This window comes from Bradyrhizobium sp. WSM2254, assembly GCF_000472645.1.
Classification (GTDB): domain Bacteria; phylum Pseudomonadota; class Alphaproteobacteria; order Rhizobiales; family Xanthobacteraceae; genus Bradyrhizobium; species Bradyrhizobium niftali.
The window spans coordinates 318,484-331,530 of the sequence record NZ_AXAB01000003.1; the positions used below are offsets into that span (position 1 = coordinate 318,484).

Annotated in this window: 13 protein-coding genes; 3 read left to right on the forward strand and 10 right to left on the reverse strand. The window is 63.9% G+C overall.

Translation table 11 applies throughout. The features are described 5' to 3' along the window. Window positions 1–281 precede the first annotated feature (281 nt). The 6 genes from A3M7_RS0106480 to A3M7_RS0106510 all read right to left on the reverse strand — a co-directional run bounded on the left by A3M7_RS0106480 (window position 282) and on the right by A3M7_RS0106510 (window position 5,451). Complete coding sequence (locus tag A3M7_RS0106480) at window positions 282–794, reverse strand: hypothetical protein (protein ID WP_027543195.1); 513 nt, start codon at window positions 792–794, stop codon at window positions 282–284. 101 nt (window positions 795–895) lie between these two features. Further along, window positions 896–1,342 carry a MaoC family dehydratase gene (locus A3M7_RS0106485; protein ID WP_027543196.1) on the reverse strand — a complete coding sequence of 149 codons (447 nt, stop codon included), beginning with the start codon at window positions 1,340–1,342 and terminating at the stop codon, window positions 896–898. A gap of 380 nt (window positions 1,343–1,722) precedes the next feature. Next, the gene (locus A3M7_RS0106495; protein ID WP_027543197.1) at window positions 1,723–2,145 is read right to left on the reverse strand and encodes a hypothetical protein; all 423 of its coding nucleotides are present in this window, start codon (window positions 2,143–2,145) and stop codon (window positions 1,723–1,725) included. Between the two features lie 12 nt (window positions 2,146–2,157). After that, window positions 2,158–2,379, reverse strand: a complete 222-nt coding sequence (locus A3M7_RS0106500; protein WP_027543198.1) for a hypothetical protein — start codon at window positions 2,377–2,379, stop codon at window positions 2,158–2,160. 198 nt (window positions 2,380–2,577) lie between these two features. Next, a complete protein-coding gene (locus tag A3M7_RS0106505) occupies window positions 2,578–3,390 on the reverse strand; it encodes a lytic transglycosylase domain-containing protein (protein WP_027543199.1) in 813 nt (270 codons plus the stop codon). 243 nt (window positions 3,391–3,633) lie between these two features. Then, window positions 3,634–5,451: an NAD(P)/FAD-dependent oxidoreductase gene (locus tag A3M7_RS0106510; RefSeq protein ID WP_027543200.1), complete on the reverse strand. Its 1,818-nt coding sequence runs from the start codon at window positions 5,449–5,451 to the stop codon at window positions 3,634–3,636. 174 nt (window positions 5,452–5,625) lie between these two features. Between A3M7_RS0106510 and A3M7_RS0106515 the strand changes: the two genes are divergently transcribed. Both A3M7_RS0106515 and A3M7_RS0106520 read left to right on the forward strand, forming a co-directional pair. Continuing rightward, on the forward strand, window positions 5,626–7,251 hold the full coding sequence (locus A3M7_RS0106515) for a long-chain fatty acid--CoA ligase (protein WP_027543201.1): 1,626 nt from the start codon (window positions 5,626–5,628) through the stop codon (window positions 7,249–7,251). 55 nt (window positions 7,252–7,306) lie between these two features. Further along, window positions 7,307–8,518, forward strand: coding sequence for an acyl-CoA dehydrogenase family protein (locus tag A3M7_RS0106520; RefSeq protein ID WP_027543202.1), 1,212 nt, complete (start codon window positions 7,307–7,309; stop codon window positions 8,516–8,518). 670 nt (window positions 8,519–9,188) lie between these two features. Here the strand turns inward: A3M7_RS0106520 and A3M7_RS0106535 are convergent. From A3M7_RS0106535 to A3M7_RS0106550, 4 genes are read right to left on the reverse strand one after another with little or no spacing between them, the layout of a single operon-like run. Next, window positions 9,189–10,055 (reverse strand): HlyD family secretion protein, encoded by an 867-nt coding sequence (locus A3M7_RS0106535; protein ID WP_027543203.1) that lies wholly within the window; start codon window positions 10,053–10,055, stop codon window positions 9,189–9,191. Further along, window positions 10,052–10,258 carry a DUF1656 domain-containing protein gene (locus A3M7_RS0106540; RefSeq protein ID WP_027543204.1) on the reverse strand — a complete coding sequence of 69 codons (207 nt, stop codon included), beginning with the start codon at window positions 10,256–10,258 and terminating at the stop codon, window positions 10,052–10,054. Before A3M7_RS0106540 ends, A3M7_RS0106535 begins: the two co-directional genes overlap by 4 nt. After that, window positions 10,255–12,306, reverse strand: coding sequence for an FUSC family protein (locus A3M7_RS0106545; protein ID WP_027543205.1), 2,052 nt, complete (start codon window positions 12,304–12,306; stop codon window positions 10,255–10,257). Before A3M7_RS0106545 ends, A3M7_RS0106540 begins: the two co-directional genes overlap by 4 nt. Before the next feature lie 2 nt (window positions 12,307–12,308). Continuing rightward, a complete protein-coding gene (locus A3M7_RS0106550) occupies window positions 12,309–12,782 on the reverse strand; it encodes a MarR family winged helix-turn-helix transcriptional regulator (RefSeq protein ID WP_027543206.1) in 474 nt (157 codons plus the stop codon). A gap of 92 nt (window positions 12,783–12,874) precedes the next feature. On the opposite strand from A3M7_RS0106550, the gene A3M7_RS48310 reads away from it, so the two are divergent. After that, on the forward strand, window positions 12,875–13,033 hold the full coding sequence (locus A3M7_RS48310) for a hypothetical protein (RefSeq protein ID WP_245284205.1): 159 nt from the start codon (window positions 12,875–12,877) through the stop codon (window positions 13,031–13,033). Window positions 13,034–13,047 lie beyond the last annotated feature (14 nt).

The window sequence follows — 13,047 nt, forward strand, 5'->3', positions numbered from 1 at the left end:
ATCTGCGTGTTACCCCGGAGGCGATAGGGGCGAGCGCGTCGGGAACTGAAGGAGGCAGGCCGGCCGATCGCCGTCTTGGACGGGGAAAAAATGCGACAGCGCAATGCTGGAATATCGAACATCGTCCTTGGGTAACGTCAACCGCAGGATGCGGCTTGGACGTTTTCGCCAAAGACTAGGATTAATGCGAACAGCAGTCGGACGGTGTGCGAAGAGTCACGCGCCCACTCGCGACGATCGGCTGCTGTCGCCTGCCCGCGTTGCGGACCGGCCTCCGCGGCCTACTTCCGGTTCTCCTCGCAGAATTTCAGCGCGGCGAGCGCCTCGCCGGCGCGCGGGACCTGCATCTCGATGCTGTCGTCGTCATCGTCCTCGAAATCGAGCGTGAGGCGCTTGGCCTTTGAAAGGCGATCCATGATCGACTGGTCGAATTCGAAGATGCCGCGTACCGTGGTCTTGTCCATCACCTCCCACTTCGCCTTCTTCATGATGTCGGCGTCATCGGTTGCGACGTCGGCCCGGAGGACCTCGCCGACCTTGTCCCACTCCCAGCCGTCGTAGATCATCACGATCACGATGGCCTTCTCGGAATAGGTGATGACGATGACGTAGTCGCGGTTCTCGTCCTCCTTGTCCTTGTAGCCACGGCTCGCATTGCAATGCGTATCCTGCGTACGCTTCTCGATGGTCCAGTCGCCGACCTTGGATTGTTGCGATAGCGCGGGCCTCGAGCTCAAGGCAGCTGCGCTCCAGGCGCCTGCGAGCATTCCGGCGACGAGAAGGAATCGTCTCATGTCAGCCTCCGGCGTATTCCCGGAGCCGAGATGATCACCTCTGCTGGAGGTCCGCAAGAGCTTCAGGCTGCGGGCAAGGCCGACGGCAAGCGGCTTCCATCCTAACCCCGCCGCGGCACGATCGCGATCGGAGTGAAGGTGTAAACCTCCTCGCCGTTCTGGTTGAACATCGTCCATTTCACCAGCGCGATGCCTTGCGGCTTCGACTTCGACGGCGTCAGGCTCATGACCTCACCGACCAGATGCAGACGGTCATTGGGCCGCACCGGAATGGTCCAGCGCAGCCCGTCGACGCCTGCGCCGATCAGCGGATGCGGGCCGAAAGGACGGGCCTGGATCGCGAGGTTCATGGCAATCGCGGCGGTGTGCCATCCTGACGCGGCGAGCCCATTGAACAGGGTCCCCTTGGCGGCTTCGTGGTCGAGGTGCATCGGCTGCGGATCGAACTCGGCCGCGAAGCGCTTGATGTCGGCTTCGGTGACCTGAACTTCGGGGGATTTGAACCGCATTCCGATGCTGAGATCGTCGAACCACTCGACCTGCGCCATGATTTTGCCTCGCCTTGCAAGACCGCCTGCGAAGACGCGCGGCCAAAGAAATTGAGCTAAATGCGCGATGTAGCGGGTGCGCGGCGCACAAACCAGCCCAGGGTTCCCCAAGAAACCCCTTTCCGGGTGCGACGAAACACGCCTGAAACAGATGGCCGGTTATCTAGTTGTCAAAATCATACAGGGACGGCCACCATGCAATTCCTTCTTGATCTGATCCTGGATTATTCCTGCTGCCAAAACCTCGTCGCCCGGCCGCTGCGGGAGGATGAGCTATGATCGAGCTGATCTCCGCCCTCCTCGCTCTTTGCAGCGTCGGCGTCTTCGCGGCGCATGCGCTGGATGCCTATCGCACCACGCATTCCTGAGCGCCTTGCGCGTTAGAACGGCCGCCGGTAAAAATGCTCCGAATGCGTTGCCGGCGGAAACCTGTTGGCGAGCGCCAGCGCGGACTTTTCGTCCGTCTCGAGCGCAATCTTCTGCGCGAGCATCACGTCGCCGGGCACCAGGAAGCCTGACGGGACGAAGCACCACCCCATCATTGCCATGCCGGCATCGTCGATTTCGTGGACGTTGGCGGCCGTGCCGTAGTGGATGCGATACCTCTTGCCGGTATCGCAGCCGATCACGTCGAAATACCGATACTGCTCGAACTGGGCGCGCTGCTCCGGTGTCAGCCACTCGGCCAGAAGCCGGCGGCCGCGCGCATCCGGCGTATTCTCGCCGAAGAAGCGACGGTAGAGTTCGCGCAGCGCATGCAAGCGCGCACGCGCCGGCGCGCGGAACCTGAGTGCCGCGAACATGAGCAGCTCAGATCAGCCGCCGACCAGGCGGGGATAGAATAGCGTTTCCTGCGCGGTCGGGTCGAACGACTTGATACGTGTAACTTCGCCGGGCCCGGTTCGGAAGGCGGCGGTAAAGCCGGCTCCGGTCAGCTCCCGAAAGCGCTGTTCGGCCCGCGCCAGCGCTTCGGCATTGTCGGGATCAAACTCGTGGCGTGTGTCGCCAGTCTGGTCCATCACGATCTGGGTTGCCATGTTGTGTCTCCTCATGCCCAGCCCTGAATCTGATCAAAGCAAACCTCATGCCGTCGGTTCCCGATAGCAACAACTTTCTCGCGCGGGCGCATCACGCCTTGCTGAGCAAGAGCGTTTTCGAGCGAAGTGGATGCCGGTTCGCGTCAAGAAAGCGCGTCAAAACAAGAATCGAGAGCCCCGTTTGAAACGGGGTTCTCGTCAGCGTGAAGCGGCCGTCCCCCCTTCGTCGATCTGCCGTCCCATCAGCGCGATTGCCTTCTGATAGACGCCGGCCGCATTCCAGGCCTCGATCGCGGCGAAATTCGGCTCACCCGGCTGGTAACCGGCTCCCGCACGCCAGCCATGGGCCTTCAGGAAATTCGCGGTCGAGTTCAACGCATTGGCGGCAACCTCGAGATTGCCGGTGCCATAGGCCAGGATGTTCTTGGGCATGAACTGGGTCTGGCCGACCTCGCCATGCATGGAGCCGCGGGTCGCTCCCGACAGGGTACCGCGGTCGATCAGCTTCAGCGCCGCATAGAGCTGGTCGGTGAAGAACTCAGGGCGGCGGCAGTCATAGGCAAGGGTCGCGATCGACGACAGCATGTTCTGGTTGCCGCGCTGGCTGCCGAAACCGGTCTCCATGCCCCAGATCGCGATCAGCGGCCCGGGCGGGACGCCATAGCGCTGCTGGATCGAGGCGAACAAGGCCGCCTGCGACTGCTTGAGCTGCCGTCCCTTGGCGACGATGGTGGTGGCGCCGCGCTTGGCGAGGAACTGATCGAGCGACAGCGAGAAGCTGCGCTGGCCGCGGTCGGCTGCGATGGTCGCGCTGGCGTAGTTTGTCTGCATCAGGGCGGAGATCGCGGTCTGGCCGATGCCCTTACCTTGCGCCTCTGCACTGAACTCGCGCTTCCAGCCTTCGAACCCGGCCGGCGTGCTGCCGCATTGCGCCGCCTCGGCCACGGGCAGAGAGAGAAGCAGCGCGGCCGCGCCGATCACCGCCGTCGCGACTGTCCTGCCCTTGATCATTGCTCGTTCCTCTCCTTACGGCGCGACCGGCTCGCGCGAGCGCATGATCCTACGTCGGTTGCGATCGCTCAAGTCCCGACAGGTACAATCGATCCAAGCAAAGCTCTTGACTCCGGCAAGTCGCAACGCCCGCAAGTCACGCACCCCCGTTCCCACCAGGAAATTCACCATGATGCTCTGGTGCTGCTGGGTCACGCCGCTCAAGCCGGGACCGGGGCGCCGCCCGCCTCCGCGGCCGTCCCCTTAAGTCAATTCCAATCCATCCAGGCTGCCCTCCTTGCGCCATTTGTCGAGCAGCCGCAGGAACGCCACCGGCCCGCGCCAGTATTGGCTGTTTCTTGCCGCGATCGGGTCGAACACGCCTTCATTGTTGTAGTAGCCGGGCGTGCATTCGGCGAGATAGGTCTGGCGACCGAGCGCGGCCTTGACGACCTCGTCGACCCAGGCGCCCTCGGCAGCGAGCGTCGGCTCCAGCGTTCTGGCGCCACGCTTGCGCGCCTGATCGATGACATAGGCGATGTGCTGCGACTGCTCGTCGATGATGTGCGGGAAGTTGGCGCTCTGGCCGGCCTGAACCGTGACGATCAGGAAGCAGTTCGGGAAACCGCGGCTATAGAAGCCGTGCATCGTCTTGACGCCGTCGTGCCAGCGCTCGGACAGGCTCATGCCGTCGCGACCATAGACCTCAAAACCCATGCGGCGGGCATAATCGGTGCCGACCTCGAAGCCGCTGGCATAGATCAGGCAGTCGAGCTCATAGGCCTTGCCATCGACGATCACGGCATTCTCCGTGATGCGCTCGACGCCCTGCCCCCTGGTGTCGACGAGATGTACGTTGGATCGATTAAAAGTGTCGAGATATTCGTCATGGAAGCATGGCCGCTTGCAGAACGCCTTGTACCAGGGCTTGAGCGCGGCCGCGGCCGCCTCGTCCTTCACCACGGCATCGACGCGCGCGCGGATCTCCTCCATCTTGCGGTAGTCGGCCTGCTCGATGACCTTCAGCGCCTCCTCCAGCGAGGTCACCGGCTGCGGCTGGCGGCGCGGCGCCAGCAGGATCTCGCCAAGCAGGCCGGTCCAGCCGTCCTGCACCAGATCCTGCTCGAACGGCTCACCCGAGATCACGGCCGTGAAATTGTCCATGCGCTCGCGTTGCCAGCCGGGCCTGAGGCTCTGCGCCCAGCCCTGATCCGTCGGCCGGTCGTCGCGCACGCCGATCGCCGACGGTGTGCGCTGGAAGACGTAGAGCTCCTTCGCCGAGCGGCCGAGATGCGGCACGCATTGCACGGCGGTGGCGCCGGTGCCGATGATGCCGACGCGCTTGCCGGCGAGACCGGTGAGACCGCCTTCGGATGTACCCCCGGTGTAGCCATAATCCCAGCGGCTGGTGTGAAAGCTGTGTCCGGCAAAACTTTCGATGCCGGGAATGCCCGGCAGCTTCGGCCGGCTCAGCGGGCCGCCGGCCAGGATGACGAAGCGCGCGCGGATGCGATCGCCGCGATCGGTCTCGACCAGCCAGCGCGCCTCCGGCTCCTGCCATTCCATCCGCGAGATGACGGTCTGAAACAGCGCACGCTCGTAGAGGCCGAAGTGACGGCCGATACGGCGGGAATGTTCGTAGATCTCCGGCGCCCGCGCATATTTGCGCACCGGCATGTAGCCGGTCTCCTCCAGCAGCGGCAGATAGATGTAGCTCTCGGTATCGCAGGCCGCGCCGGGGTATCGATTCCAGTACCAGGTGCCGCCAAAATCGGCGGCCTTTTCCACGATACGGAAATCCGCGATGCCGGCTTCGCGCAGGCGCGCGCCGCAGAGAAGGCCGCCAAAGCCGCCGCCGACGATGAGCACTTCGGTCTCTTCGCTGACAGCCTCGCGCGCAAATCCCGGATCGGCCCAGGGATCATCGAGATAGCGGCCGAAATCGCCTGATACCTCGACATATTGCGCCTTGCCCTCGGCGCGCAGACGGCGATCGCGCTCGTCGCGATAGCGTGCGCGGAGTGCGGAAATGTCGATCGTAGGTGTGCCGGCTGCGCCGGTCTTGTGTCTTTCCGCTGACATCCATTTCCTCCACGGCAGACGCTGCTTCGCCGGCTGCTCACCTCACGTTAGCCCTGAAAAAGTGACGCATGCAATCGCGTCCGCCGTTTTTTGCGTGAACGGCGCGTGACGTTCCGGTAACCTCGCGCGCAAATCACAAGCGCCATGCAACGACATGACCACCCGGAGGAAATGATGCAGGGATTGATGATGGACATGCCGCTGCTGATCAGCGGCCTGATCCAGTACGCCGCCGACTATCATGGCGAGGCGGAAATCGTCGCGCGCGAGATCGAGGGCGACATCCATCGCTACACCTATGCGGATGCTCATCCGCGCATCAAGCGCATGGCGCTGGCCTTGAAGCGTCTCGGCATGACTCCTGGCGACCGTGTCGGCACGCTGGCCTGGAATACCCACCGCCATTTCGAGATGTTCTACGCCGCGCCGGGCATGGGCTATGTGCTGCACACCGTCAATCCGCGGCTGTTTCCCGAGCAACTCGTCTACATCGTCAACCACGCCGAAGATCGCCTGCTGTTCATCGACCGCGCCACACTGCCGATCGTCGAGGCGATCGCGCCGCAATTGAAGACGATCGAGGCTTACGTCGTGATGTCCTCGCGCGAGCGGATGCCGGAGACGACACTTACGAACGTCCATTGCTACGAGGAGCTTCTGGGACGGGAGAACGACGCCGGTTTCACCTGGCCGGAGTTCGACGAAAAATCCGCCTCTACCATCTGCTACACCTCGGGGACGACGGGAAATCCCAAGGGCGTGATCTATTCGCACCGCGCCGCGATCCTGCAGACCATGACCTGCTGCAATTTCGACTTCCTGCCGGGACACGTCGAAGGGGTGCGCGAGGTGATGATGCCGATGGCGCCGCTGTTCCACGGCAATGGCTGGAATATGCCGTTCACCGCGCCCTATACCGGCTCGAAGCTGGTGCTGCCCGGCCGCAACTATGAGCCCGACAAGCTCTATGAACTGCTCGAAGGCGAGAAGGTGACGCTGTCGGCGGGGGTGCCGAGCTTCTGGCTGATCCTGCTCGACTGGCTGGGCCGCACCGGCAACAAATTCTCGACGCTGCGCGCGACGCTATCGTCCGGCTCGGCGCCGCCGCGCGCGATGGTCGAGAAGCTCAAGCGCGACTATGACATCGACTACGTCCAGGCCTGGGGCATGACCGAGGCTTTGGGCTGCTCGATGCCCGGCTTGCGACCGGGCTCCGAGCATCTCAGCGACAAGGAGAAATTCGACCGACGCCAGGTCTCGGGCCGCGCTTGTTTCGGCACCACCTTGCGCATCGTCGACGATGGCGGCAACGAGCTGCCGCGTGATGGCAAGACCGTCGGTCATCTGCGCGCGCGTGGTCCCTGGGTCGCCTCGGGCTATATGAAGCTCGACGAAGGCCTCGACCGCGACGGCTGGCTGATCACCGGCGACATGGCGGTGATCGATCCGCAGGGCCACGTCACGCTCACCGACCGCTCCAAGGACGTGATCAAGTCCGGCGGCGAGTGGATCTCCTCGATCCAGCTCGAGGACGTCGCCTTGTCTCATCCCGACGTGCTGCAGGCTGCCGTGGTCGCGATTGCGCATGAGAAGTGGCAGGAGCGCCCCCTGCTCCTCGTGGTTCGCAAGAAGGGCGCGACCGTCGACGGCAAGACCCTGCTCGACCACATGCGCCCGAAGATCGCGAACTGGTGGATGCCTGATGCCGTCGAGTTCCTGGACGAATTCCCGATGACCGGCACCGGAAAGGTGCTCAAATCCGCGTTGCGCGAGAAGTTCAGGGACTACCGCGTCGCTTGAGGCGGCGCGCGATCACGCTGACGTCCGCGCCGTCCATCCATCAAGGAGACGAAAGATGCTGTACCCGATGTCGCCCAAAGTCGTCGAGCTCAAGCGCAAGCTCGAAAGTTTCATGGACCGGCACATCTATCCCAATGAGGAGCGGTTCTATCGCGAGGCCGAAGAGCTCGGGCCCTGGAAGGTCTATCCCGTCGTCGAAGAATTGAAGCCGCTCGCACGCGCGGAAGGCCTCTGGAACCTGTTCCTGCCGCAGTCCAGCCATGGCGCGGGCCTCACCAATCTCGAATATGCCCCGCTCTGCGAAGTGATGGGCCGTTCGCACCTTGCGCCCGAAGTGTTCAACTGCTCGGCGCCCGACACCGGCAACATGGAGGTGCTGGAGCGCTACGGCACGAAAGAGGACAAGGAGCGCTGGCTGAAGCCGCTGCTCGCGGGTGAAATCCGCTCCTGCTTCGCCATGACCGAGCCTGCGGTCGCCTCCTCCGACGCGACCAACATCGAGAGCTCGATCGTACGCGACGGCGACCATTACGTCATCAACGGGCGCAAATGGTACACCACCAACGCGACCGATCCGCGCTGCAAGATCTGCATCTTCATGGGCAAGACCGACCCCGACAATCCGGACCGCCACGAGCAGCAATCCATGATCCTCGTGCCGATGGACACGCCAGGCATCGAGGTGAAGCGTCCCCTCCCCGTGTTCGGCTTCTACGGCGTGCCCGACCGCGCCTCCGAGGTCGTCTTCACCAATGTGCGGGTCCCGAAGGAAAACATGCTGCTCGGCGAAGGCCGCGGCTTCGAGATCGCGCAGGGTCGCCTCGGCCCCGGCCGCATCCACCACTGCATGCGCCTGATTGGCCTTGCCGAACGCACGTTGGAAAAGATGTGCCGCCGCGTTCGCAGCCGCGTCGCCTTCGGCAAGCCGGTCTCCGAGCAGACGGTGACGCAGGAGCGCATCGCGGAATCCCGTATCATGATCGAACAGGCACGGCTGCTGACGCTGAACGCCGCCTACGCAATGGACACGGTCGGCAACAAGGACGCGAAGAGCGAGATCGCGATGATCAAGGTCGCCGTACCCAACATGGCCTGCCAGATCATCGACTGGGCGATCCAGGCCCATGGCGGCGGCGGCACCTCGAACGATTTTGGCCTGACGCAGGCCTATGCCACAGCGCGTCTGCTGCGCCTCGCCGACGGCCCGGACGAGGTACACAGAAACCAGATCGCGCGGTTGGAGTTGAGGAAGTATTCAAATGCCTGAGGAGGCGTTGGCCCATCAGTAAGCATCGAAGCCAACGCAATGGAATCGGCGTCTAATCGAAGCTTGGCGGCTCATCGATGGAGACCGGCACATCCTTCTGCTTCGTAGCTGCTTCGAGCATCGCGTTGAAGATTATGATCGGCAGGTAAAACATAAGCATGATCGTATTCCTCCTGCTGTGACAACCTCGGCTTACAGGGCCAGGTTCCTCGAATTGACACTCGCCGGCCTCGGAACATTCTCGCGGCTTACTTGACTACCGACGAAACCAAGTCGCGAAGAGTCTCAGGAACGCATCGCGTCAATCGCATGAGCGATCAACACCATCGCGCTCGGGGCGATGAGAAACACAAGCAACCAACTCACGTCCGCCTCCAACGCAGGGAGTGAACGCGGTCATCCTTGCACAGTCAAAAACCATCCGACCGGAACCGCTATTCAGCGGCTCGCTGATGCTTCGCAGCAACAAGTGCATCCGCTGTCGGTCCTATCGGCAGAACGCCAAAAGGAGCAACGCGCCAACCACGCATGCCGCTAGGACTAAAAACCAAACGCCCAAAGCAACTCCCCCGACTCACACACGCGAGGCAGGATTAGCTCCGCCATTTGGTATTGAAACGGTCGTTGCCGGTTTTTCCCCAACCCAAACGCGGCTCCATCTGCGCTCGCGTTAGTCCAATACCTCCACCGTCGCCGAGCGTCCCGCAACCAGCGACATCGCGTCGGGAACAGGATCCAGCGCGATGCGCACCGGCACCCGCTGGGCCAGGCGCACCCAGCTGAAGGTCGGGTTGACGTTGGCGAGCAGGTTGGCGCCGTCGGCACGGTCGCGGTCCTCGATGCCGGCGGCGATGCTCTCGACATGGCCCGACAGCGTGACCGTCTCACCCATCAGGCGGACCCGCACCTTGTCGCCGACGCGGATGCGCGCGAGTTTTGTCTCCTCGAAATACCCCTCGACATGCAGCGTGTCGGTGTCGACCAGCGCCATCACGCCCTTCCCGGCCGTGACGTAGGCGCCGGGGCGCAGGTCCATGTTGGTGATCACGCCATTCACGGAGGCATGAACCTCGCTGCGATCGAGGTTGAGCTGGGCGACGGCACGATCGGCGACGGCTTGATCGAAGGCCGCCTTGGCCTGGAGCTGGGTGGCCAGAACCTGTTCCTGCTTCTGCTGCGACACCGCATCGGTCGTCAACGCGCTGTAGCGTTTCAAATCGGCATTGGCCTGATCGAGCGTCGCCTGATGACCGGCCACCGACGCATCGGCCTGGCGTAGCGCCAGCGCAAAACGTTCGCGATCGATCCGGAACAGCACGTCGCCGCGGCGGACTTTCTGGTTATCCTTGACCAGCACCTCGGTGACGAAGCCGGAGACATCAGGGGCGACCTGGACCACGTCGGCGCGGACGCGGCCGTCGCGGGTCCAGGGCTGCTCCATGTAATAGACCCAAAGCTCGCGGCCGACGGCGAGCGCGGCGATGACGGCGATGACCGTCACTGCGAGGCGAGCGAGCCAGGCGAAATTCCCCTTCATGAAAGATACTCCGAGAGATAGACGACGCCGCCAAGAAGGCAGACGAAGATCGAAAAATCGAACAGCGCGCGATGCCAGACCAGCCGGTAGAGGTCGAAGCGCTGCATGAGCCGTCGCAGAATCGCGCTGAGGACGTAGGCGACAATGACCCACAGGAGCAGCGACGGCACGAGCACGCCGTAGATGTCGATCACATATCTCATGCCGCAACACTCTCACCCGCGCGCGGCCGGTAAGCCGGCGCGTCCGGAAACAGGCCACGCCTGATACCGACGAGACCTATCAGGGCGTCTTCGCGCGCGCTGTCATTGGGATCCTTCACCGCCTGGGCCAACGCCCGGTCGACGCTCGTCAACAACTCGGCCGGCATTCCGTCGCCCGCGTAACTGTGGCAGGCGACGGCGAGCCGATCGAGCATGTCGTCGATGACGGCAATGGTGGATGCCGCAAGCCCATAGCGGGCGCGGCGCAGATCGATGATGTTGATCCCGATCCGAAGCTGGGCGAGGCTGTCGGTGTCGCGGCGATCGCTCTCCGAGAGATAAGCGATGCGCTGCACCAGAAGCCCGAGCCGATGCAGCATGAGGCCCGCGAACTCGGCGCGATCGCGCTGGCCGCGCCGTTCGGCGGCGACCGCGAGCGCCTTCCAGTTCGACAGCACCAGGCGATTGGCGACCCATTCCGCGCCGACACCGCGCGCAATCCGCGTCACGATCTCGGCGATGACAACGCCGATGAAGAAGGCCACGGCGGAATTGGCGTAGGATGCAAAGTCCGCGCTGTAGGTCGACTGGATTGCAAGCAGGGTTGCAGTGTTGGCCGCGAGCGCCATCCCGGTTCCCGCCGTGGCCGGACGGCCGATCAAGAAGCCGTAGAGCAAAAAGGTCGGCGCCAGTGCGACCACCAAGACCTCGAGATGGGAGATCGCGGGGACCACCGCGAACAGATAGACCGCGACGACGACGATGGCGACCAGCGACCACCGGCCAAAGCTGCGGATGAAGCGCGCGGGCTCGTCTTGCGCGGCGAAGAACGAGCACGCGACCGCCGCCATCATCGGCGCCGACGCACCGTCCGGCCAGCCGGTCCCGATCCAGAACGCACAGCAGATCAGGATGGCCACGACCGCGCCGGCGGCCGACCACAATGCAAGGCCGCGGTCGCGGTGACGCACGGGCGCGGCGCCGGCCTCGGAATGGAAAGCCAGTTCGAGCGTCGTGACGTTGCGGCTCTCGGCAATCGCCTCGGTCAGCGCACGGCAATCGCGCGAGAGGTCGACCAGCTCGCGCAGCCGCGACAACAGACTGGTGGTGATGATCCGCTCCCAGTCGGCGCCGCCGTCGAGCACCGCCTGCTGCTCCGAGATCCCGGCCCGGATCCGCTCGGCCGGCTGCCGCGCGCCGCCGTCGCTCGCGATCCATTGCGCCACGTCCTCCAGGAGCCGCTTCAGCTCAGGTTGCCGCCGCAAGGCCTGATCCCCCAGCGCGGCCAGCCGATCCTCGAGCGAAGCGATCACCGGCAGCAGAGTCAGCATGCGCAGCCGGATTTCACTGAGGCCGGTCACGGCATTGCGGTCGGTCAACCGGTCATAGGCAAGATGGGTGGAGAGCGTGTCGATCTCGACAATGTCTGTCGCAAGCTTCAGGCGCTTGCCGCGACGGGTTTCGCCCGAGCCCTCCCGCAGCAGCACCACCTCGCTGAGGCGGCGCGCATCCGACAGCCAGCTGTCGACGCGGTGGGCCACGGCCGGTGCGACGCTGCGGGGAAACACGATGGTCGAGACCAGGCTGGCGCAGATGATGCCGAGCGAGATTTCCTCCACCCGCGCAACCGCGGTGTCGAAGATGGCGCCGGGCTCGGACACCGAGGGAAAGCCGATCAGCGCGACCGTGTATCCGGCCAGCATGAAGACGTAGCTGCGTGGCGTGCCGTCGAGCAGCGAGAGATAGAGGCAGAGCCCGACCCAGAGCGCGATGGCGAGGCAGAGCAGTTCCGGCGCATCGATCAGGTTCGGCACCAGCGCCACCGTCATGGTCGCGCCGACCAGCGTGCCCATCACGCGGAAGAACGCCTTCGAGCTGGTCGCGCCCGCCAACGGCTGCGAGGTGATGTAGACGGTCGCCATCGCCCAATAGGGCCGCGGCAGGTCCATGGCGAGTGCGATGACGAGCGCCAGCATCGACGCAGCGAACGTCTTCAAAGCGAAAACGAGGTCCGCATGGCGGACCAGGAACGGCTCATCGGCGCGCATGACTATTTCGTCTCGGAAAACGTCTTGGCTTCATGCAGGCGACTGGCCCGCTGCTCGATGCGCTGGAGCGTCTCGAAGGTTATCGCAAGTTCCTCAGTTCCGATATCCTTGAGCAGGCTTGCCCGCACCCGCCGCAGCGCCCGATTGGTCTCCTCGACCTTGGCCTCGCCCGCCTTCGTCAGATGTAGCGTTTTGGCACGCCGGTCGGTCGGATCCTCGCGGCGCTCCACGAGGCCTTCGGCCTGGAGCAGGTCGATCAGCCGGACCAGCGACGGCCCCTCGACGCCAAGCTCGTCGGCGAGCACGCCCTGACGGACATTCTCGCCCTGGCGCGACAGCAGCAAAAGCGGAATCGCGGTCGCATAGGACAGGCCGTGATCGGACAGCGCCTGATCCGACTCGCGTCGCCACGTGCGAGCGAGACGCGCGATGACTCGGCCGATCTCGGAATGGATATGTGCCTGCGCGGGAGCCATGCAAATTAGATAGGACGCTAACTATTAGGCTGCAACTATCTAATCCGGCGTGGTGCGATCGATCACGCAAATGCGAACCAGGACAATGCAGCATGGGACCGGGTTCCACGACTGAGGCAAGGGAGGCGATAGCGGGCGAGAGCGCGCTGACGCTCGTCCCGACCTCCGTCGTCGTCGCCGTGGACGCCACGGGAATGGGAATCATCCTGCCGCTGCTGCCGTTCTATTCGCAGCGAGATAGATCAAGCTGAGTTCGCAGTGCCCA

Coding starts and splice junctions, on each gene's coding strand:
- A3M7_RS0106485 (WP_027543196.1), bottom strand. CDS start 1,342: ATGGCGCAGGTCGAGTGGTTCGACGATCTCAGCATCGGAATGCGGTTC.
- A3M7_RS0106510 (WP_027543200.1), bottom strand. CDS start 5,451: ATGTCAGCGGAAAGACACAAGACCGGCGCAGCCGGCACACCTACGATC.
- A3M7_RS0106540 (WP_027543204.1), bottom strand. CDS start 10,258: ATGAGATATGTGATCGACATCTACGGCGTGCTCGTGCCGTCGCTGCTC.
- A3M7_RS48310 (WP_245284205.1), top strand. CDS start 12,875: ATGGGACCGGGTTCCACGACTGAGGCAAGGGAGGCGATAGCGGGCGAG.
- A3M7_RS0106550 (WP_027543206.1), bottom strand. CDS start 12,782: ATGGCTCCCGCGCAGGCACATATCCATTCCGAGATCGGCCGAGTCATC.
- A3M7_RS0106480 (WP_027543195.1), bottom strand. CDS start 794: ATGAGACGATTCCTTCTCGTCGCCGGAATGCTCGCAGGCGCCTGGAGC.
- A3M7_RS0106545 (WP_027543205.1), bottom strand. CDS start 12,306: ATGCGCGCCGATGAGCCGTTCCTGGTCCGCCATGCGGACCTCGTTTTC.
- A3M7_RS0106515 (WP_027543201.1), top strand. CDS start 5,626: ATGCAGGGATTGATGATGGACATGCCGCTGCTGATCAGCGGCCTGATC.
- A3M7_RS0106495 (WP_027543197.1), bottom strand. CDS start 2,145: ATGTTCGCGGCACTCAGGTTCCGCGCGCCGGCGCGTGCGCGCTTGCAT.
- A3M7_RS0106535 (WP_027543203.1), bottom strand. CDS start 10,055: ATGAAGGGGAATTTCGCCTGGCTCGCTCGCCTCGCAGTGACGGTCATC.
- A3M7_RS0106505 (WP_027543199.1), bottom strand. CDS start 3,390: ATGATCAAGGGCAGGACAGTCGCGACGGCGGTGATCGGCGCGGCCGCG.
- A3M7_RS0106520 (WP_027543202.1), top strand. CDS start 7,307: ATGCTGTACCCGATGTCGCCCAAAGTCGTCGAGCTCAAGCGCAAGCTC.
- A3M7_RS0106500 (WP_027543198.1), bottom strand. CDS start 2,379: ATGGCAACCCAGATCGTGATGGACCAGACTGGCGACACACGCCACGAG.